Source organism: uncultured Sphingomonas sp., assembly GCF_937859915.1.
Classification (GTDB): Bacteria; Pseudomonadota; Alphaproteobacteria; order Sphingomonadales; family Sphingomonadaceae; genus Solisphingomonas.
In genome coordinates this window covers 76,903-97,411 of record NZ_CALMAW010000092.1, presented here as the reverse complement: position 1 = coordinate 97,411, position 20,509 = coordinate 76,903, and the positions used below count along the sequence as shown (strand labels likewise).

The window sequence follows — 20,509 nt, the reverse complement described above, 5'->3', positions numbered from 1 at the left end:
CGCTGGTGATCGTCACCGAATGGGATGCGTTCCGCGCGCTCAACCTGTCGCGGATCGCGGGGCTGCTCAAGACGCCGGTGCTGGTGGACCTGCGCAACATCTACCCGCCCGAGGATGTCGCCGCCGCCGGCCTCCATTATCACGGCGTCGGCAAGGCCGCCGTCTAGACGTCAGTGCGCGATGTAGCGGCGATACCAGTCGACCCAGCGCGGGATGCCGATCTCGATCGGCGTCGATGGCGCGAAGCCGACGTCGCGCTGGATCGCCGAGATGTCGGCGAAGGTGGCGGGCACGTCTCCGGCTTGCATGGGTCGATTGATCCGTATCGCCGAGCGACCGCAGGCCTGCTCGATCAGCGCGACGAGCTTTTCCAGCGCCTCCGCGCGATTATTGCCGATATTGTAGACCGCGTGCGGGCTGACACTGCCCCCCGGCTTGGCCGCGCCGTCGTCGACGGGCGGGTGGTCGAGCGTCGCGAGGATACCGTCGACGATGTCGTCGATATAGGTGAAATCGCGGAGCATCCTGCCGTCGTTGAACAGCTCGATCGGCTCGCCCGCGAGGATCTTGGCGGTGAAGCCCCACACCGCCATGTCGGGGCGGCCCCACGGTCCGTAGACGGTGAAGAAGCGAAGCCCGGTCTGGGGGAGGCGGTAGAGATGGGCGTAGGCCTCGCTCATCAGCTCGTCCGCCTTCTTGGTGGCGGCGTAGAGCGAGATCGGGAAATCGACGCGCTGCTCGACGCTGAACGGCAGGTCGGGGCTGGTGCCGTAAACCGACGAGGAGGAGGCATAGACGAGGTGCGCCGCCTGGCGCTCGCGCGCCAGTTCGAGAATATTTAGGTGGCCGGTAAGGTTGGACGCCGCGTAGGCGCGCGGATTGGTGATCGAATAGCGCACGCCGGCCTGCGCACCGAGGTGGACGATGCGATCGATGTCGATACCGCCCAGCGCGGCGTCGATCGCGGCATGGTCGGAAAAGTCGAGCCGGTGAAAGGCGAAGCGATCGCCCCCGGCTCCGCCCGCGATCGCCGCGAGCCGGTCTCGCTTGAGCGCGACCGGATTATAATCGTTGAGATTGTCGATCCCGATCACCGTCTCGCCGCGCGCGAGCAGCCGCCGGCTGACATGCGAGCCGATGAAGCCCGCCGCACCGGTGACCAGGATGCTCACTGGCCGCGGCGTCGCGCTTCGAGGCCTTGCTCCCAGGCAAGGGCGTGCGCGACGATCGTGTCGAGCCGGGCGTGCTGCGGCTGCCAGCCGAACGTCTCGACGATGGCATCGTTGGCGGCCACCAGCGCATCGGGATCGCCCGCGCGTCGCGGCTCCATTTTGCGCGCGATCTCGGCACCGCTCACCGCCTCGACCGCGGTCAACACCTCGAGCACCGAGAAGCCGCGACCATAGCCGCAGTTGAGCGTGTGGCTGCGCTCCGGCTCGGCGACCAATGCCTCGAGCGCCAGCACATGCGCCGCGGCGAGATCGGAGACATGGATATAATCGCGCACGCCGGTCCCGTCTGGGGTGTCGTAATCCGTGCCGAACACGCTGACATGGCTGCGCTTGCCGGTCACGACCTCGGTCGCCACCTTGATCAGGTGGGTGGCACCTTCGGTCGCCTGCCCGGCGCGGCATTGCGGATCGGCGCCGGCGACGTTGAAATAGCGCAGCACGCAATAGTTGATCGGATGCGCCGCCGCGACGTCCTTGAGCATGATCTCGGTCATCAGCTTGGACATGCCATAAGGGTTGATCGGCACCGTCGGCGTCGTCTCGCGCACCGGGCTCTCTTCGGGCACGCCGTAGGTCGCCGCCGTCGACGAGAAGATGAAATGCCGGACGCCGGAGGCGACGGCAGCCCCCAACAGCACGCGACTGTTCGCGGTGTTGTTGCCATAATATTTGAGCGGATCGACGACCGATTCCGGCACGACGATCGACCCCGCGAAATGCAGGATCGCGCCGATCGACAGGTCGCGCAGCGTTGCCTCGACGAGCGCGGCATCCCCGACATCGCCCTCGACGAAGGTTGCGCGCGGGTCGACCACCCAGCGGAAGCCGGTGACGAGATTGTCGAGCACCACCACGGGCCATCCCGCATCGAGCAATGCCAACACCGCATGGCTGCCGATATAGCCGGCACCGCCGGTCACGAGGACGGGGAAACGGTCGATAGCCATGCTTATTGTCCCTTCAGATAACGGTCGAACCATTCGATCGTGCGATGGCGCGCATCGGCGACATGGTCGGGCGCACGGATGCCGTGTCCCTCGTCCGGATAGATCACCAGGCTGGTCGGCACGCCCGCCGCCTTGAGCCCGTTCCAATATTCGACCGATTGCGTCGGCGGCACCTCGATGTCGCGTTCGCCGACCGTGATCAGCGTCGGCGTCTTGGCCTGCTTGATGAGCTTGATCGCCGACGCCGCCCAATAGGCATCGGGATCGTCATAGGCGGACTTGCCGAAATAGGGGATCATCCAGGTGTTGATCCCATTGGTCCCGTAATAGCTGATCCAGTTCGACAGCCCGGCCGCCGCGACGATCGCCTTGAAGCGATGGGTCTGCGTGTTCGCCCACATCGACATGAAGCCCCCATAGGAGCCGCCGGTCAGCCCGAGCCGCGCATCGTCGATCGGCGCGGCGGCCTCCGCCGCGTCGATGCCGGCCAGAATGTCCTTGAGATCTCCACCCCCGAAGTCGCGGCGATTGGCGGCCGTGAACGCCTCGCCCTGCCCGTAGCTGCCGCGGGGGTTGGGGAAGAACAGCCAGTAGCCGGCCTTGACAAGCGCGGCGTTGCTGCCCTGCCAGACGAAGACGGGCGTGCTGGCGGCCGCCGGGCCGCCGTGGACGACGGTCACCATCGCCGCCTTGGACGAATTCGACACGCCGCGGGGTGCGACCAGCCAGCCCTGCACGTCGCTGCCGCCACTGTGCCATGTCAGGCTGCGCGCCGACACGAGCGGCGCGTAGCCGTCATTCTCATGGCTGATGGGCGCCGGGCCCGCGATCGGCCCCGCAAGAATCGCGGGACCATGGTCGAAATCTTGCGCCACCGTCGCCATCATGCCGGCGCCCGAGAAGACGACCTTGCCATCGCCGGCGGCGATCGTGACGGGCGCCGTCCATAGTGGTTTGCCTGCGCCATGAACCGCATCGACGGGCACGACCGCCGCCTGCGCGCCGATCAGCGCCGTCGCGCGCAGACCGGAGCGGCTCCAGCTGAGCGATGTAAAGCTGCCGCGATAATGCGGCGTGACATCGGCCGGCTCTCCACCAGCCAGCGGCACCGTCCAGACGTCGCCACCCACCGAACCGAAATCGCTCATCAGGCCGCCGATATAGGCGACCGTCTTGCCGTCGGGCGAGACGCGCGGGAAATTGGCCTGCGTCGTGGGCCGGACGATCATCCGAACGGCGCCGCTCGTCGCATCGATCGCATCGATCGTCGCGACCCACCAATTGGCGTCGCCATTGCCGCGTGCGGTGGTCGCGACGAAGCCGCGGCCGTCGGGCGTCCAGTCATATTCATAGACATAGCGATCCGCGGGGGACACCAGCCGCGGCGTACCGCCCGCGGCGGACACGATCGCGATGCGCTGCTCGTCGTTAGTCTCGCCGATCTCGCCGACCTCGCGGACGCCGGCCTGCGTCGCGCCAGCCTCCTTGCGCGCGCCGATCGTGACGAGCAGCGCGATGCTGCGGCCGTCGGGCGACCAACGCGGCGTCGCGGCGAGGCCGTCGACCGTCGCGAGCTTGCGCGTGCGCCCGGCGGCATAGGACATGAGCGTCGATGTCCCCGCCTTGCGGTCGCGCGCGACGAAGAGCAATTGCTGGTCGGATCCATAGGACAGTCCCGCATAGTCGCAGGTCTTGCACGGATCGAGATCGGCAAGCACATGCCCGTCGCGGGCGGCGCGCACGACGATCGTACCATGCGGCGTCGTCGCGGCGTCGGGCTCTTCGGCACTCTCGACCGACGCCAGCGTGTCGCCCGAGGGCGCGAGCGCGAGCGCGCTATATTGGTGAAGCGGCATCGCCATCGCAGGCGCGCCAAAAATCGTCATCACAGGCAAAGCCAGACCGAGCCGCATGCGCACCATTTCCTTTTCCGCATCCCCCAATGCCGGCGATAGCATGGCCGCGCCCGGGCGCAACGTGGCTGCTTTACGAACGAACCGCTTAAGATAGCGCTACCCCACTTGCATGCGGCCGGGGGCAGCGCCACAAGCCGGCATGCCAAGCAGGAGAGCAACCGCGATGAGCGAGACGCCACCGATCGATGCTGCGCAGCGCGCCACGATGCAGACCCAATCGCTCGACGATCCGGACGGCTTCTGGCTGGAGCAGGCGCGGCGGCTCGACTGGATCGAGGCGCCAACCAAGGCCGGTGACTGGAGCTTCGCCGAGGCCGATTTCCACGTCCGCTGGTTCGAGGACGGTCGGCTCAACGTCTCGGCCAACTGCCTCGATCGCCACCTCGCCGACCGCGGCGACCAGATCGCGATCATCTGGGAACCCGACGACCCCGCCGAGGCGCCCCGCACGCTCAGCTATGCCCAGCTCCACGCCGAAGTCTGCCGCTTCGCCAATGTCCTCAAGCGACTGGGAGCCGCCAAGGGCGACCGCATCACCGTCTATATGCCGATGATCCCCGAAGCTGCGATTGCGTTGCTCGCCTGCGCGCGGATCGGCGCGGTGCATTCGGTGGTGTTCGGCGGATTCTCAGCGGACGCGCTTGCCGGGCGGATCGAGGATTGCGACAGCCGCATTGTCATCACCGCCGACGAGGGACGCCGCGGCGGCAAGCGCGTGCCGCTCAAGACGACGGTTGACGCCGCCGCCGGGATCACGTCGAAGATCGACACCGTGCTGGTGATCCGCGCGACCGGCGCCGATGTCGCGATGACGCCGGGCCGCGACGTCTGGTACGACGAAGCGGCCGCCGACATCGGCACCGACTGCCCGTTCGAGCCGATGGCCGCCGAAGACCCGTTATTCGTGCTCTATACGTCGGGATCGACGGGGAAGCCCAAGGGCGTCGTGCATACCAGCGCCGGCTATCTGCTCTGGGCCTCGCTCACGCACGCGACCGTGTTCGATTATCAAGCGCCGGAGGTGTTCTGGTGCGCCGCCGACGTCGGTTGGGTCACCGGTCACAGCTATATTGTCTACGGCCCGCTCGCCAATGGCGCGACCACGCTGATGTATGAGGGCGTGCCCAATTGGCCGACCGCCTCGCGGATTTGGGAGGTGGTCGATCGCCATCAGGTCGCGACGCTCTATACCGCGCCGACGGCGTTGCGGGCGCTGATGAAGGAGGGTGACGCGTTCGTCACCAGGACCAGCCGCAAATCCTTGCGGCTTCTGGGTACGGTCGGCGAGCCGATCAATCCCGAGGCGTGGCGCTGGTATCACGACGTCGTCGGCGATGGCCGCTGCCCGGTGATGGACACCTGGTGGCAGACCGAGACCGGCGGCCACATGATCACGCCTCTGCCCTCGACGCCGCTCAAACCGGGATCGGCGACGCTTCCCTTCTTCGGGATCGAACCCCAGCTGCTCGACGGAGACGGCAAGCAACTGGATGGCGCGGCCGAGGGCAATCTGGTCATCGCGCGTTCCTGGCCGGGGCAGATGCGCGGCGTGTGGGGTGACGAGACGCGCTTCTTCGAGACCTATTTCCGCACCTTCCCGGGCGTCTACACCACGGGCGACGGCGCGCGGCGCGACGCCGACGGTTATTGGTGGATCACCGGGCGCGTCGACGACGTGATCAACGTCTCCGGCCACCGCATGGGCACCGCCGAGGTCGAGAGCGCGCTGGTGCTGCACGAGCATGTCGCCGAGGCCGCAGTGGTCGGGATGCCGCACGAGGTGAAGGGACAGGGCATCTATGCCTATGTCACGCTCAACGCCGGCATCGAGGCGGGCGACGAACTGCGCAAGACGCTGCGCGATTGGGTGCGCCGCGAGATCGGCCCGATCGCCACGCCCGACGCGATCCAGTTCGCGCCCGGCCTGCCCAAGACGCGGAGCGGCAAGATCATGCGGCGGATCCTGCGCAAGATCGCGGAGGGCGACACCGGCTCGCTCGGCGACACCTCGACACTGGCCGATCCGGCGGTGGTCGACGATCTCGTCGCGAACCGCATCGGCTGATGCCGTTCAGGGTGCGGTAACGGCTCGGGCGTACATCCGGCCTATGTTGCCGTGTCGGAGTAGCCGATGACCCGTACGATCCTCGCCGCCCTGTTGCTCGCTGCGAGCGGCGCGGGTGCGGCGCATGCCCAGACACGCCCGATGCCGGCCTATCAGGACGACGAATCCTACGGCCGGCCGACCGCGTCCGACGATAATGCCAACAGCCGCGACGCGCGACGCGAAACGGGGTTTCCGGCAGGCTATGGCGACCCGAAGCTGCGCAACACCGATGGTCAGGACGGCTATGCCGGCTATACCGACGTCCCGCCCGGCTATGGCGACGAGGATGCGGCGCATCGCGCAGACCGGCTGCGCACCGCCGATCTCAACCGTCGTGCCGGAACCGCGCGACCGAAGCCAGTCGGCGACAGCCAGGGCCGCAACGCCTACGACCGGCAGAGCGCGCAATATCGCGCCGAGCTCGCCGATCATGCGCGGGCGATGCAGGATTATAGCCAGGAGCGTGCGCGCTACGCCGACCGCATCGCCAGTTGGCGCGCGCGGGCGAACGCCTGCGAGGCCGGAAATGTCGAGGCGTGCCAGGGCCCCGAATGAGAGCGACGCGCCCCACGGCATCGCTGGCCATCGCGGCAAACAGCGGACCCATAGACGGCGGGCCGCATCCATATCGGGGGTTCCGCCAAACGCTTAGTCTGCTGCGACCATGAGCGCGGATGGAGCGGCCGTCTCCCGAGCGTCCGCGCCCGCGGCTATGCAGCAAATCCCGCAATGATCGTCTCGGGCGGCAATCCGGCATCGACGGTCGATACATCAATCTCATCGGACCCCGGTGCCTCGAGCGTCGCGAACTGGTCGGCGACCAGGCTCGACGGCATGAAATGCCCGGGGCGATGCCCCACCCGCAGCTTGGCGACCTCGGGGGTCAGCGCCAGATAGAGGAAGCGGCAGCCCCCCGACGCCGCCCGCAACCGATCGCGATAGCTACGCTTGAGGGCCGAACAGGCCACGACCACGCCGGCGGGATAGTGATCGATGTCGCCAAGCACGGCGCCGACCGCATCGAGCCACGGCGCGCGGTCCGCGTCGTCCAGCGCGATCCCGGCGTGCATTTTCGCGACGTTGGCCGCGCTGTGGAGGCTGTCGCCGTCGACGAACGATAGTCCCGACCGCGCGGCGATCGCCTGTCCGACGCTGGTCTTGCCCGCGCCCGACACGCCCATCACGACGAGCCCGCGCCGTTGCTTCGCGGGATCGGTCATCGGAACAGCACGAGTTCCTCGGCCATCGTCGGATGCAGCGCCATCGTGTCGTCGAACTGCTGCTTCGTCAGCCCGGCCTTCACTGCGATCGCCGCACCCTGCAGGATCTCGGGCGCGTCCGGCCCGATCATGTGCAGGCCGATCACCTTGCCCGTCGTGTCGTCGCAGATCATCTTGTAGAGCGAGCGTTCGTCGCGGTTGGCGAGCACGTTCTTCATCGGCTTGAAGTCCGAGGTATAGACCTTGACCGTACCGTAGCGCTCCTTGGCCTCACGCTCGGTGAGCCCCACCGAGGCGATCGGCGGGTGACTGAACACCGCCGACGGGATGCAATCATAATCGATCCGACGGGGATTGTTGCCGAACTGCGTGTCGGCGAAGGCATGACCCTCGCGGATCGCCACGGGCGTCAGCTGGACGCGATTGGTGACATCGCCGACGGCGAAGATCGACGGCACCGTCGAGCGATTGTCCGCGTCGACCTTGATCGCACCGATCGCGTCGATCTTGACGCCGAGGGCCTCGAGCCCAAGCCCCTCGCTGTTCGGGCGGCGGCCGATCGCAAACAACAGGCAGTCCGCTTCGATCGGATCATGGTCGGCCATATGAACGACCAGCGTCCCGTCGTCGCGCTTCTCGATCCGCTCGAGCGGCGCGTTGAACCGGAAGTCGATGCCCTTCTTGATCGAGATCTGCAGCAGCCGGTCCCGGATGCTGTCGTCATAATGGCGCAGGATGTCGCCGCCGCGGTTGACGATCGTGACATGCGCACCGAACTCGTTGAAAATCCCCGCGAACTCATTGGCGATATAGCCGCCGCCCGCGATCACGATCCGGCGCGGCACCGCGTCGAGATGGAAAGCTTCGTTCGACGTGATGCCGTGCTCGGCACCGGGGCAGGTCGGCAGCGACGGCCGAGCGCCGCTGGCGATCAGGATGATCTTGGCGCTGTGCCGCGTTCCATCGGCAAGCTCGACCTCGTTGGGTCCGGTCACCGTCGCGCGCTGGGCGAAGCTGGTGACGCCGTGGCTGTCCAGCGTATTCTGGTATAGCCCCTCGAGCCGATCGACATCGGCGAGCACATGATCGCGAAGCACCGTCCAGTCGAAGGCGCAGGCGTCCGGAACCTGCCAGCCGAACCGCTTCGCGTCCTTGAGATCCTCGGCGAAATGCGCGCCGTAAACGAGCAGCTTCTTCGGCACGCAGCCGCGGATCACGCAGGTGCCGCCGACGCGATACTCTTCCGCCATCGCCACCTTCGCACCATGCGCCGCTGCGATCCGCGCGGCGCGGACGCCGCCCGAGCCGCCGCCGATCACGAACAGGTCGAACTCATGATCGGACATGCAGCAAGGCTCCTGGAAGGCAATTGGATGCGCGGATCGGCGCGAGGGGTGGCGCGCATGTAGCGATCCATGCCGCTTCCGCCAACGCCCCGGCACGAAGAAGCTGGCCGCGCTGCCCGCACGCGCTTGACCTGTCGCGGCGGCTTGCCCAAAGCGCGACTGTGCCCGCAACCTCCCACACCACGCGCAACACGCCCCGCGCCCGCCGTGCGTCGGGCGACTGGCGCGGGACCGTCCGCTTCGTCCTGATCGTCGCGCTGCTCGCACTGGGCTTACGCTCCTTCGTTGTGATGCCGCGCAGCATCCCGTCGGAATCGATGCTGCCCAGGCTGCTCGTCGGCGACTATCTGCTGGTCGCCAAATGGCCCTATGGCTGGTCGCGGTTCAGCCTGCCCTGGGCGCCGCCGGGGCCGCATGGCCGGCTATTCGGGCATGCGCCCGAGCGCGGCGACGTCGTCGTCTTCCGCGCGCCTCCGGGCGATCATGAGGATTATATCAAGCGGCTGATCGGTCTGCCCGGCGACCGGGTCCAGATGCGCCACGGCGTGCTGTGGCTCAATGGCAGAGCCGTGCCGAAGGTTCGCATCGCCGACTTCTCGGTCGCGATCGCGGCCAACACCGAATGCAGCGCGATCGCGAATGTGCAGCTTCCCTATGGTGTCGGTGCCGACGCCGAGGGCCATCCCGCCTGCCGCTTTCCGCGCTACCGCGAGACGCTGCCCAACGGCGTTGGCTACGAGGTGATCGATCAGGGCGAGACTCCGCAGGACGATACGCCTGTCGTCACCGTGCCCGCGGACCATTATTTCGTGATGGGCGACAATCGCGACATGTCCGCCGATAGCCGCTTCGCCGCAAAGGCCGGCGGCGGGGTCGGCATGGTCCCGGCCGAGAATATAGAGGGTCGCGCGATCCTGACCGTCTTCTCGGTCGACGGGGCGGCGCGACTGCGCGATCCTGCGACCTGGCTGCCGGCGATCCGGCCGTCCCGCATCGGTCACGGATTCCGATGAGCGACACACTTCCCGCCGCCGTCATCGAAGCGATCGGCCACACGCCGCGCGACGAAAAGCTGTTCCTGTCGGCGATGACCCACTCGAGCCATGCCGGAGAAAGCTATCAGCGGCTCGAATTCCTCGGCGATCGCGTGCTCGGTCTGGTCATGGGCGAGTGGCTGTTCGAACTGTTCCCGAACGAGCCCGAAGGCAAGCTTTCGCGCCGGCTCAATGCACTCGTCTCGGGCGACACCTGTGCCGAAATCGCGCGCGACCTCGATCTTGGCCGCCATCTCCGGCTCGGCAAGCAGGCCCGCGACGATGGCGCACAGCACAGCAGCTATGTGCTCGGCGACATCGTCGAGGCGCTGATCGGCGCGCTGTTCGTCGAGACCGGTCTGGACGGCGCGCGTGCCTTCGTCCGCCGTGCCTGGGGCGACCGTGTGCATCTCGACAAGGCGCCCAAACACCCCAAGGCCGAGCTGCAGGAGTTCGCCGCCGCCAAGCAATGGCGGCCGCCGGTCTACGAGATTGCCTCGCGGTCGGGGCCCCATCATGCGCCCAAGTTCGTCGTCACCGTCGCGATCCCGGGCCGTGCCGCCGCGGAGGGCCAGGGCACCTCCAAGCAAGAGGCCGAGACGGAGGCCGCCCGCGCTCTGCTCGAGGAATTGAAATGACCGACCTACCGACTGGCACCGTCCGTCCCGACCAGCGCTGCGGGCTCGTCGCCATCGTCGGCGCGCCCAATGCCGGCAAATCGACGCTGACCAATGCGCTGGTCGGCCAGAAGGTCGCGATCGTCAGCCCCAAGGCGCAGACCACGCGGGTCCGCCTGATGGGGATCGCGATCGAGGGCGACAGCCAGATCCTGCTGGTCGATACCCCCGGCATCTTCGATCCCAAGCGCCGGCTCGACCGCGCGATGGTCGCCGCCGCTTGGGAGGGCGCGCAGGACGCCGACCTGATCGCGCTGGTCGTGGACGCCAAGACCGGTCTCACCAAGCGGATCGAGCCACTGGTCGAGTCGCTGTCGAAGCGGCGCGAGCCCAAGATCGTTATCCTCAACAAGGTCGACGCGACGCCCAAGGAGAAGCTGCTCGCCACCGCGCAGGCGCTTCAGGAGCGGCTAAATCCCGAAGACATTCTGTTCGTCTCCGCGACGACGGGCGACGGCGTGCCTGCGCTCAAGGCGCTGCTCGCCAGGCGGGTGCCCGAAGGTCCCTGGCATTTCCCCGAGGACCAGGTCTCCGACGCCACCGACCGGATGCTCGCCGCCGAGGTGACGCGCGAACAGCTCTATCTCCAGCTCCATGCCGAGCTACCCTATGCCTGCGCCGTAGAGACCGAGAAATATGACGAGCGCAAGGACGGCTCGGTCGCGATCCACCAGCAGATCCTCGTCGAGCGCGACAGCCAGAAGGCGATCATCCTGGGCGCGCGCGGCGTGCGGCTCAAGGAGATCGGCAGCCGCGCGCGTGCCGAGCTGGCGCCGCTGCTCGGCAAGACGGTGCATCTCTTCCTCCACGTCAAGGTCAAGCCCGACTGGGAGGAGGATCGCGGCCTCTACCGCGAGATCGGGCTCGACTGGGTGGAGTGATCCAGTAGCGCGCTCGCATCTACGGATCTTGGATCATGTCCGGGGCGACGTACGGGCAGCTGCGGTGATCAACCCTCGGCGATCAACTCTTCGACCCAGGCGGGCACCAGCACGCTTGCCGGCCCGATCCGCGTCTCATGGAAATGGTGGCTGCCCGCAGACGGCTCGAGATTGAGTTCGAGCGTGTCCGCACCGGCCTGGCGGGCCCCCTGGACGAACCCCGCGGCGGGATAGACGGCACCCGAGGTGCCGATCGAGACGAACAGGTCGGCGCGCGTCAGCAGCGCCTCGATCCGCTCCATTTCATAGGGCATCTCGCCGAAAAAGACGATGTCGGGACGCAGCGCGTCCTGGCCACAGACGGCGCAGCGCGGACCGCCGATCATGTCGCCGGCAAAGCCGCCGCGCGCCTCGCAGGCGCTGCACAGCGCTGAAAGCAATTCACCATGCATGTGGAGCACCCGTTGCGCACCGGCGCGCTCATGGAGGTCGTCGACATTCTGCGTCACGATCAGCAGCTCGCCCGGCCAATGCCGATCGAGCCACGCCAGCGCCCGATGGGCGGCGTTGGGTTCGACCGTGGCGAGCGCGCGACGCCGCTGGTCGTAGAAGTCGAGCACCAGCTCGCGGTCAGCGAACAGTGCCTCGGGCGTGCAAATCTCTTCGACGCGGCGCCCTTCCCACAGCCCTTCGGGTCCGCGAAATGTCGCGAGGCCGCTCTCGGCCGAAATGCCCGCACCGGTCAGCACGACGATCGTCTGGATGTCCGCCATCAGCCGAGTATAGCCTGACCGTCGGTGCGGCGCGACCGCAACGTCTTCATGCTATTTCAATATGTAAGCGCTACCACCGGCCGCATGTCCACGCTTGCTTCCCGCCGTGACGCGGCGATCCTCGCTCAACCCGATCAGGATGATCGTCGCCGCGCCGCGCGCTACGACGTCAGCGTCGCTGTCCAGGTCCTGACCACCGACGGCGTGCCATTGGCATCCGAGGTGACCAACATCTCGGGTTCGGGATTTCGCGCGCGGTCGCCGATCCACATGCCGAAGGGCACCAAGGTGGTGGTGCGCTTCAACACGACGATGCGTCGACGCGCCTATATCGCCTGGCAGATCGGCGAAGATATTGGATGTCGGCTCCTCCGCGCGCTCACGCCCGGCGAACTCGCCGAGGTGCTGGCGCAATCCGACTGACCGCCTATTCGGTCAGCGCCGTCACCAGCGACCGGACCTTCTTCTGCCGCCATTGCGGCAGCGGCGCGATCAGCCAATAGCCTCGCGCCGACTCCGCCTCGCCCAGACTGACCACCCGACCGACTGCGAGGTCGTGCGCGGCGAGCAGCATCGGCACCGTGGCACGCCCCAGGCCCGCAGCCGCTGCATCTAGCGCGAGCCCGGCATCGGCCACCGACAGGCTGGCGCCCTTGATGGCATCGGCGGGACACCCGGGCCAGGCGATCGGCGTGTCCGCGCCGTCCGCCATGCCGACCGTGGCATAGCCGGCTGGGGCCAGCATCATGCCTTCATGCTCGCCCTTGTCGGCCGCGAAGCAGATCGCAAGGTCGAGATTGGCCTGCGTGAAATCGAGCCCTTCGTCGGACGACAGCAGCACAAAACGTAGCTCCGGATCGGTTTTCGCATAGGCGGCCAGCCGCGGCGCGAGCCATTTGGCGGTCAGGTCGCGGGGGGCGGCAATGGTCAGCGTCTTGGAGGACTGGCCTGCCTGCATCGCACGGACCGCCTCCTCGAAGTTGAGAAACCCTGAGCGCAACGCCTCGAGCCCGGCCTCACCTTCGGGGGTCAGTTCGAGACCGCGCGTGGTGCGGCGGAACAGCACGACGCCGAGCGTGTCCTCGAGGGCGCGAATCTGCTGCCCGACCGCGGCGGGCGTCACCGCAAGTTCGTCGGCGGCACGCGTGAAGCTCAGATGCCGCGCCGCTGCATCGAGCACGCGCAAACCGTTGAGCGGAAGATGCGTGCGTTTCATTGGCTACCGGGCCGTCGCCGGCGCCAGCAGCGGGAAAAGCGGGATCGCGACATCATGGTCGTCGCCGTCCGCGTCGATCATGCCATAGCTGCCCTCCATCGACCCGCTCGGCGTCTGCAGCGGGCATCCCGAGACATAGTCATAGCTTTCGCCCGGATCGATCACCGGCTGGTCGCCGACCACGCCGTCGCCCTCGACCTCGTGGCGGTTGCCGCGGCCGTCGAGGATGATCCAGTGGCGGGTCAGCAGCTGGACCGGGGTCTCGCCGCCATTCTCGATGCGGATATGGTAGGACCAGAACCAGCGGCCATGCGCGGGCTGGGACTGTTCGGGCAGATAGCTGACCGCGACGCGCACGGTGACGGCGCCGGTCACTGCCGCATAGGGGAAGAGCGCCTTCACAGCCCCACCACGGCGAGCGCGCGGTCGAAGTCCTCGATCACGTCCTGCGGATCCTCGAGGCCGACCGATAGCCGCAACATGCCTTCGGTGATGCCCATGTCGAGCCGCACCTGTTCGGAAAGGCCGCTGTGGGTGGTCGACGCCGGATGCGTCATCAGGCTGCGCGAGTCGCCGACATTGTTCGAGATGTCGACCAGCTGCAGCGCATCGAGCAGGCCGTGCGCTTGCGGCCGCCCGCCGTCGAGGAACAGCGCGATCATCGTGCCACCGGCGCTCATCTGCCGCATCGCGAGATCGTGCTGGGGATGCGAGGCGAGCCCGGGATAAAGAAGCTTCGGGACTCGCGCCGCGAGGAAGCTTGCGACCTTCAAGGCGTTCTCGCTCTGGCGGCGGATGCGCAGGTCTAGCGTCTCAATCCCCTTGAGCACCACCCAGGCGTTGAACGCGCTGAGCACCGGCCCGGTGTTGCGGGTGAACGGCAGCAGCGTGTTGGTGATGAACTCTTCGCTGCCCGCAACCGCGCCGGCGAGCACGCGCCCCTGCCCGTCCATCATCTTGGTCGCCGAATGCGCGACGACGTCGGCGCCGAATTCGATCGGCCGCTGCAGCGCGGGCGAGGCGAAGGCGTTGTCGACGACGCTGGTGATGCCATGCGCCCGGGCGATATCGCACACGCCGCGGATGTCGACGACGTCGAGAGTCGGATTGGCCGGGGTCTCAAAGAAGAAAACCTTGGTCTCGGGCCGGATCGCCGCTTCCCAGGCGGCGGTGTCGCTGCCGTCGACGATCGTCGTGGCGATGCCGAATTTCGGCAGCAGCGTGTCGGTCAGCCAGCGACACGAGCCGAACGCCGCCTTGCCGCCGACGAGATGGTCGCCCGCCTGCAGCTGGCACAGCAGCGCCGCGGTCATCGCCGCCATGCCCGAGGCCATGCAGCGCGCCGACTCGGCGCCCTCGAGCAGCGCGATCCGCTGCTCGAGCATCTCGACCGTCGGGTTCTGGAGCCGCGAATAGGTCATGCCCTGCTGCTCGCCGGCGAAGCGCGCGGCGGCATCGGCGGCACAGTCATAGGCATAGCCCGAGGTCAGGAAGATCGCCTCGGACGTCTCGCCATATTCCGAGCGCGCGGTGCCGCCGCGCACGGCCTGTGTCGCGGGGCGCCATTTCGTGGTGACGCTGCGGTCCTGTCCGGTGTGTCTTTTCATCGCCGCTCGCTTTGCCGCGGGGCGCGGGCTCCCGTCAATGCACGGGTTGAACCCCGTCCGCTATCTCCGATATCGTCGGCACGCGAAACCGAGAGGATGACGATGACCGAGCTCCAGCAGATTCCGCTCCAGAAGATCGACGGCGCCCCCGCCACGCTCGGCGATTATGCCGGCCAGGTGCTGCTGGTCGTCAACACCGCCTCCAAATGCGGGCTGACGCCGCAATATGAGGGGCTCGAGGCGCTCTACACAAAATATAAGGAAGAGGGCTTCGCGGTGCTCGGCTTCCCCGCCAATGATTTCGCCGGGCAGGAGCCGGGCAGCGACGACGAGATCGCGACCTTCTGCGAAACCAAGTTTGCGGTCGATTTCCCGATGTTCTCGAAGGTCAGCGTGGTCGGCGAAGCCAAGCATCCGCTCTATGCCGCGCTGACCGCGGCAGAGCCGAAGGCGGCGAACAGCGACGGTTTCCGCACGAAGCTGGCAGGCTACGGCAAGACGCCCAATCCGGAGCCGGAAGTGCTCTGGAACTTCGAGAAATTTCTGATCGGGCGCGACGGCGCGGTGGTCGGTCGCTTCTCGCCAGACATGGCGCCCCAGGACGATGTGCTGGTCAGCGCGATCGAACGCGAGCTGTTCGCCAGCGAATGACGCTCTTGGATCCTCCCCGGCAACCGTCGGGGAGGATGTCAGGCTACAGCGCTGCGAGTACCGCGTCGCCCATCGCGCCGGTCGAGGTCCCGCCACCGAGATCGGCGGTGCGATGCCCCGCCGCCAGCGCGGCGGCCACCGCCGCCTCGATCCGGTCCGCCTCGGCGGCCATGCCGAGCGAATAGCGCAGCATCATCGCCGAGGAGAGGATCGTCGCAAGCGGGTTGGCCTTGCCCTGCCCCGCGATATCGGGGGCCGAACCGTGGATCGGCTCGTACAGGCCCTTGTTGGCCGCATCGAGCGTCGCCGAGGGCAGCATGCCGATCGATCCCGCGCACATGCTCGCCTGGTCGGAGAGGATGTCGCCGAACAGGTTGCCGGTCACGATCACGTCGAACTGGCCCGGATTGCGGACCAGCTGCATCGCGGCGTTGTCGACATACATGTGGCTGAGCGCGATGTCGGAATAGTCCGCGGACACTTCGATCACGACGTCGCGCCACAGCTGCGAGGTTTCGAGCACATTTGCCTTGTCGACCGAACACAGCTTTCCGCCGCGCGCGCGCGCGGTTTCGAAGCCGACGCGTGCGATCCGCACGACCTCGTCCTCGTCGTAGCTCATCACGTCATATCCCTGGCGGCGGCCGTTCGGCGTGGTGCGCATGCCCTTCTCGCCGAAATAGACGTCGCCATTGGTCTCGCGAACGATGACCAGATCGATCGCGCGCGCCACTTCGGGACGTAGCGCGGAGGCGTCCGCCAGCTCGGGAAACAGCTTGGCAGGTCGCAGATTAGCGAAGAGCGACAACTCCTTGCGCAGGCCGAGGATCGCCTGCTCGGGACGAAGATGACGCGCGAGACCGTCGCACCCCGGATCGCCGACCGCGCCGAACAGGATCGCATCGGCCCGCTTGGCAAGATCGAGCGTCGCGGACGGCAGCGGATGCCCTTCCGCGCGATAGGCGGCCGCGCCGACCAGCGCCTCCTCATAGGACAGCGCATCGCCGCACACGGCGTCGAGAACGCGCCGCGCTTCGCGGATCACTTCGGGTCCGATCCCGTCTCCGGGCAGCAGCGCGATCAGCATGGTCGTCTCCGTCTCTTTACGCGGGCGGCCATGCCATCGGCGTCACCCTCCGGCAAGCCGTCCGACGCGCGTCACCAGCCGCTCGCGCGCATCGAGCACACCGGCACGATAGCCGGACAGCAGGTCGCGCTCGAGGAAGAAGCCGGTCAGCCGCAGCGCGTCGCGCACTTCGTCCCACCCCGCCTCGCCGCCAGCCAGCAGGAACGGCGGCAGCGGAAGCAATCGGTCCGCATAGGGTGCGCCCGCGATCCGCGACACCGCCTGCCCGCTCTTGGGACTGACCCAGGCGAGATCGGCGGTGTCGCCCGATGCGGCGCAGGATGCGAGATCGAGCCCGAAGCCCAGCTCGGAGAGCAGCAGGAGCTCGTAACGGACCAGCGCGCCCGCCCAGCCGCGTGCCGAGGGCGCAGCCTCGATCGCACCTAGCACGCCGTCGAGCGCCGCATGCAAACGCGGGTAGGACAGTCCCTCGGGCAAGGTCGTCGCGGTCAGCGCGGTCACCCACTCGATCGCGGCGGCCGGCAGGGGTTCGGCGAAGAGGCCCGCGCGACTATGGACGAGCTCGACGGTCAGCGCGGCCAATTGGGCCTCGCTGCGCGCGCGATACTCGGCGGCGACGAGGTTGCCGGGCATCAGGACGGGCCGCATCCGACGCGCGTGACCGCCGCGGACATAGCCCGGCTGAAGGCCGTCGATGGGGGTCAGCAGCCGTGCGACGGCGCCATGTTCGCCGTGGGCGCGAACAGCACAGACGATGGCGGTGGCGCGGATCAGCATCGGCGAGATGTGGGGCGTGCGGGCGCGCCTGTCGAGCTTAGAGGCGGCGCTCGTATCGGAGGTTGGCCAGGCCCTGCAGCGCGATCCGCCCGAGGCGCTTCGCCTTGGAGATCGGGCACGGCGTCGCGACGCGACCGACCGGCACGTCGGCCAGCTCGGCGACGAAGCGGGTCGGGAACCGCAGGGCTTCGTCTGCCAGCCAGCGGCACAGCCCATCGAAGCGATGACGCAGGATGTCATTGGCGCGCGCGCCGTCGCGGGTCGCCAGCTCGAAGCTGTGCCCCACCACGGTAACCAACGGCGACGCCTCGCTTTCGGCATGGCGCAGCGCTTCGCGCATCTCGGCGAGCGACACCGCACCGATCTGGAGGTGACGCAGCTTCCCGCCACCCTCGTCGAGCAGCGCGACGGGCAATTCGGTCAGCGCGCCGATCCGAACCGGCGCGACCGTCGTCGCCGGCAGTCCGGTCTCGCACGGCCAAGGCATCAGGCTGCCATTGTGGCTGCTGTCGATCCTGAGGCCTGCACGCGCGACGGCGCGGAGGGTGTCCGCATTGGCGGCGAAGCTCCCCGCGCGAAACGCGATAGGATCGGGCGCGCCGGCTTCGCGCAAGAGTTCGCGCCCTTCGAGGATCAGCGCGAGTTGCTCATCCTCCGAAAAACCGGTGAGTTCGAAGCGGATTTCATCGGCGGGAGCCCGGCGATCAGCCTGCGTCCACATCGGATGGACATGGAGCTGCACCTCCTGCCCCGCTGCGAGAATCGTGCCGACCATGCGCCGGATCGGCTCGAGCCCGAATAGCCGCGCCGGAAGCGGATCGACGAAGAAACAGGCCTTGAGCCGATGCGCGTTCAGCGTCGCCAGCTGATAGCCGATCCCGACCCCTCCCGGTTCGATCGACCGCGCATAATTGTCGAGCCAACTGGCGCCCGACAGATGCGCGCGCCACGTCAATTCGGTGTCGATGCTCAGGAGCACGGCGGTCGTCATGCTGCTGGCCTAGCAGCGACGAACGACATTTGGGTAAACGGGCCGCGCTCAGCCGCGCGGATGGAAATGGTCGTGGATCGCCTGCGCCATCGCCTTCGAGATGCCCGGCGCGCGTTCGAGGTCCTGCAGCGCCGCGCCGCGCACCGCCTTGGCCGAGCCGAAGTGCATCAGCAGCGCCTTTTTCCGCGCGGGCCCGATGCCGGCGACATCGTCGAGCGGGTTGGCGACGAAGCTCTTGGCGCGCTTGGCGCGGTGCGTCCCGATTGCGAAGCGGTGCGCCTCGTCGCGAAGCCGCTGGAGGTAGAAGAGCAGCGGCGAATTGAGCGGCAGCATCGATTCGCGGCCGTCGGGCAGATGGAAATGCTCCCGGCCGGCGTTGCGGTCGGGGCCCTTGGAGATGCCGACGATCGGCACGTCCTCGACCCCCGCCTCCTGCAAGACCGCACACACCGCCGAGACCTGTCCCTTGCCGCCGTCGATCAGCAGAAGGTCGGGCCATTCGCCTGACTTGCGATCGGGATCTTCCTGCTCGAGCCGCGCGAAGCGGCGTTCGAGCACCTCGCGCATCATCGCGAAATCATCGCCCGGCGCGGTCTCGGGCCGCTTGATGTTGAATTTGCGATACGCGCCCGGCCGCATCCCCTCGGGGCCGGCGACGACCATCGCACCGACCATGTTGGTGCCCATGATATGGCTATTGTCGTAAATCTCGATCCGGCGCGGCGGCTCGCCCAGCTCGAACAGATCGGCGAGCTCGCGCAGTATCTTGCCCTGCGTCGTCGACTCGGCCTGATGACGCTCAAGCGCTTCCTCGGCGTTGCGGCTGGCCTGCTGGAGCAGCCGGCGCTGCTCGCCGCGTTGCGGCCGCTTGAGCTCGACCTTGCGCTCGGCGCGTTCGGTCAGTGCCTGCGCGAGCAGCTCCGCCTCCTCGAGGTCGCGATCGACCAGCACCAACCGTGCCGGAGGCACCTCCTCGTAAAATTGCGCGAGAAAGCTGGTCAGTACCTCGTCCTCGGGCACCTCGGCGGTGTGCTGCGGGAAGAAGCTGCGATGCCCCCAATTCTGCCCGCCGCGGATGAAGAAGGCCTGCAGGCACATCGTGCCGTTTTTGGCGGCAAGCGCCCAGACATCGGCATCCGAGACGCCCTCGGCATTGATCGCCTGCGTGCCCTGGATCGAGGTCAGCGCACGCAGCCGGTCGCGCAGCACCGCCGCCTGCTCGAAATCCATATTCTCGGCGGCGAGGCTCATCTGGTAGGCGATCTTCTTCTGCACGCCGGTCGACTTGCCAGCCAGGAAGGCCTTCGCGTCGTCGACCAGTTCGGCATAGGCATCGGGGGTGATGCGATCGACGCACGGCGCCGAACAGCGCTTGATCTGATGCAGCAGGCAAGGCCGCGAGCGGTTGGCGAAAAAGCTGTCCGTGCACGACCGCAGCAGAAACAGCTTCTGGAGCGCATTGAGCGTCCGCGTGACTGACCCCGCCGAGACGAAGGGGCCATAATATTGGCCCTTGGCGCGGCGCGCCCCGCGATGCTTCTGGACGCGTGGGAAGGCATGATCCTCACGCAGCAGGATGAACGGAAAGCTCTTATCGTCGCGCAGCAGCACATTGTAGGGCGGCCGGAACCGCTTGATCAGTTGCGCCTCGAGCAGCAGCGCCTCGGCCTCGGTATTGGTCGTGACGATCGTCATCGATCGCGTCTGCGCGACCATGCGCTGCAGCCGTCGCGTCAGCCGCGGCACCTGCGTGTAGTTGGCGACACGATTGCGCAGCGCGCGCGCCTTGCCGACGTACAGCACCTCGCCGCGCGCATCCTGCATCCGGTAGACGCCGGGACGCACCGGCAGCGTGGCGAGCACGTTGCGGATCGCGGCCACGCCGGCTTCCAGATCGGGCTGCTCCGATCCGCCACGGACGGTGTACGTGGCTTTCTCTTCGTGAAAGCGATTTTGGCTGTTCGGGTCGTCGGTCACGGGGGCGATGTAGGGTTTTGCAACGCGCGGGGGAAGATCGCGCGTAGCCCTTTCGTTCCCCGGCGAAGTC

Annotated in this window: 20 protein-coding genes and 1 pseudogene; 8 read left to right on the top strand and 13 right to left on the bottom strand. The window is 67.5% G+C overall.

Features of this window, described 5'->3' with window-relative positions:
- Positions 1-167: pseudogene (locus tag Q0326_RS12405) on the top strand (UDP-glucose 6-dehydrogenase); the annotation flags it as partial.
- 3 nt (positions 168-170) lie between these two features.
- On the opposite strand, the gene Q0326_RS12400 reads toward Q0326_RS12405, so the two are convergent.
- Genes Q0326_RS12400 through Q0326_RS12390 form a run of 3 tightly spaced genes read right to left on the bottom strand, consistent with a single transcriptional unit; the run spans position 171 to position 4,065 of the window.
- On the bottom strand, positions 171-1,172 hold the full coding sequence (locus Q0326_RS12400; RefSeq protein WP_298690889.1) for an NAD-dependent epimerase/dehydratase family protein: 1,002 nt from the start codon (positions 1,170-1,172) through the stop codon (positions 171-173).
- Positions 1,169-2,179: a UDP-glucose 4-epimerase GalE gene (gene galE / locus Q0326_RS12395; RefSeq protein ID WP_298690887.1), complete on the bottom strand. Its 1,011-nt coding sequence runs from the start codon at positions 2,177-2,179 to the stop codon at positions 1,169-1,171. The genes Q0326_RS12400 and galE overlap by 4 nt, the downstream gene beginning before the upstream one ends.
- 2 nt (positions 2,180-2,181) lie before the next feature.
- On the bottom strand, positions 2,182-4,065 hold the full coding sequence (locus Q0326_RS12390) for a S9 family peptidase (RefSeq protein WP_363304079.1): 1,884 nt from the start codon (positions 4,063-4,065) through the stop codon (positions 2,182-2,184).
- A 193-nt stretch (positions 4,066-4,258) separates the two neighbouring features.
- On the opposite strand from Q0326_RS12390, the gene acs reads away from it, so the two are divergent.
- Positions 4,259-6,160, top strand: a complete 1,902-nt coding sequence (gene acs, locus Q0326_RS12385) for an acetate--CoA ligase (protein WP_298690883.1) — start codon at positions 4,259-4,261, stop codon at positions 6,158-6,160.
- A 66-nt stretch (positions 6,161-6,226) separates the two neighbouring features.
- Positions 6,227-6,757: a hypothetical protein gene (locus Q0326_RS12380; protein WP_298690881.1), complete on the top strand. Its 531-nt coding sequence runs from the start codon at positions 6,227-6,229 to the stop codon at positions 6,755-6,757.
- 155 nt (positions 6,758-6,912) lie between these two features.
- Here the strand turns inward: Q0326_RS12380 and Q0326_RS12375 are convergent, their stop codons facing one another.
- A complete protein-coding gene (locus tag Q0326_RS12375; RefSeq protein WP_298690879.1) occupies positions 6,913-7,422 on the bottom strand; it encodes a gluconokinase in 510 nt (169 codons plus the stop codon).
- Positions 7,419-8,768: a glutathione-disulfide reductase gene (gene gorA, locus Q0326_RS12370; RefSeq protein ID WP_298690877.1), complete on the bottom strand. Its 1,350-nt coding sequence runs from the start codon at positions 8,766-8,768 to the stop codon at positions 7,419-7,421. The genes Q0326_RS12375 and gorA overlap by 4 nt, the downstream gene beginning before the upstream one ends.
- A gap of 161 nt (positions 8,769-8,929) precedes the next feature.
- Here gorA and lepB point away from each other — a divergent pair, with 161 nt between their 5' ends.
- Genes lepB through era form a run of 3 tightly spaced genes read left to right on the top strand, consistent with a single transcriptional unit; the run spans position 8,930 to position 11,360 of the window.
- On the top strand, positions 8,930-9,781 hold the full coding sequence (gene lepB, locus Q0326_RS12365; RefSeq protein ID WP_298690875.1) for a signal peptidase I: 852 nt from the start codon (positions 8,930-8,932) through the stop codon (positions 9,779-9,781).
- On the top strand, positions 9,778-10,440 hold the full coding sequence (gene rnc, locus Q0326_RS12360; RefSeq protein WP_298690873.1) for a ribonuclease III: 663 nt from the start codon (positions 9,778-9,780) through the stop codon (positions 10,438-10,440). Before lepB ends, rnc begins: the two co-directional genes overlap by 4 nt.
- Positions 10,437-11,360: a GTPase Era gene (era, locus tag Q0326_RS12355; RefSeq protein ID WP_298690871.1), complete on the top strand. Its 924-nt coding sequence runs from the start codon at positions 10,437-10,439 to the stop codon at positions 11,358-11,360. The genes rnc and era overlap by 4 nt, the downstream gene beginning before the upstream one ends.
- A gap of 68 nt (positions 11,361-11,428) precedes the next feature.
- Here the strand turns inward: era and Q0326_RS12350 are convergent, their stop codons facing one another.
- On the bottom strand, positions 11,429-12,133 hold the full coding sequence (locus Q0326_RS12350) for an NAD-dependent deacylase (RefSeq protein ID WP_298690869.1): 705 nt from the start codon (positions 12,131-12,133) through the stop codon (positions 11,429-11,431).
- A gap of 84 nt (positions 12,134-12,217) precedes the next feature.
- Between Q0326_RS12350 and Q0326_RS12345 the strand changes: the two genes are divergently transcribed.
- Entirely contained in the window at positions 12,218-12,556 is a 339-nt protein-coding gene (locus Q0326_RS12345; protein WP_298690867.1) for a PilZ domain-containing protein, read from the top strand.
- A gap of 4 nt (positions 12,557-12,560) precedes the next feature.
- On the opposite strand, the gene Q0326_RS12340 is transcribed toward Q0326_RS12345, so the two are convergent.
- From Q0326_RS12340 to Q0326_RS12330, 3 genes are read right to left on the bottom strand one after another with little or no spacing between them, the layout of a single operon-like run.
- Positions 12,561-13,349 carry a LysR family transcriptional regulator gene (locus Q0326_RS12340; protein WP_298690864.1) on the bottom strand — a complete coding sequence of 263 codons (789 nt, stop codon included), beginning with the start codon at positions 13,347-13,349 and terminating at the stop codon, positions 12,561-12,563.
- Positions 13,350-13,352: 3 nt separating this feature from the next.
- Positions 13,353-13,751 carry a Co2+/Mg2+ efflux protein ApaG gene (gene apaG, locus Q0326_RS12335; RefSeq protein ID WP_298690862.1) on the bottom strand — a complete coding sequence of 133 codons (399 nt, stop codon included), beginning with the start codon at positions 13,749-13,751 and terminating at the stop codon, positions 13,353-13,355.
- The gene (locus Q0326_RS12330) at positions 13,748-14,956 is read right to left on the bottom strand and encodes an aminotransferase class I/II-fold pyridoxal phosphate-dependent enzyme (RefSeq protein WP_298690859.1); all 1,209 of its coding nucleotides are present in this window, start codon (positions 14,954-14,956) and stop codon (positions 13,748-13,750) included. Before Q0326_RS12330 ends, apaG begins: the two co-directional genes overlap by 4 nt.
- A gap of 102 nt (positions 14,957-15,058) precedes the next feature.
- Here Q0326_RS12330 and Q0326_RS12325 point away from each other — a divergent pair, with 102 nt between their 5' ends.
- Positions 15,059-15,607, top strand: coding sequence for a glutathione peroxidase (locus Q0326_RS12325; RefSeq protein WP_298690856.1), 549 nt, complete (start codon positions 15,059-15,061; stop codon positions 15,605-15,607).
- A 43-nt stretch (positions 15,608-15,650) separates the two neighbouring features.
- Here the strand turns inward: Q0326_RS12325 and leuB are convergent, their stop codons facing one another.
- The 4 genes from leuB to uvrC are packed head-to-tail and all read right to left on the bottom strand — an operon-like array spanning position 15,651 to position 20,439.
- Positions 15,651-16,694 (bottom strand): 3-isopropylmalate dehydrogenase, encoded by a 1,044-nt coding sequence (gene leuB / locus Q0326_RS12320; protein WP_298690853.1) that lies wholly within the window; start codon positions 16,692-16,694, stop codon positions 15,651-15,653.
- Between the two features lie 42 nt (positions 16,695-16,736).
- Positions 16,737-17,471: a DNA repair protein RecO gene (recO, locus tag Q0326_RS12315; RefSeq protein WP_298690850.1), complete on the bottom strand. Its 735-nt coding sequence runs from the start codon at positions 17,469-17,471 to the stop codon at positions 16,737-16,739.
- 37 nt (positions 17,472-17,508) lie between these two features.
- Positions 17,509-18,462, bottom strand: a complete 954-nt coding sequence (locus tag Q0326_RS12310; RefSeq protein ID WP_298690847.1) for a polysaccharide deacetylase — start codon at positions 18,460-18,462, stop codon at positions 17,509-17,511.
- A 48-nt stretch (positions 18,463-18,510) separates the two neighbouring features.
- A complete protein-coding gene (gene uvrC / locus Q0326_RS12305; RefSeq protein WP_298690844.1) occupies positions 18,511-20,439 on the bottom strand; it encodes an excinuclease ABC subunit UvrC in 1,929 nt (642 codons plus the stop codon).
- Between the last annotated feature and the right edge of the window lie 70 nt (positions 20,440-20,509).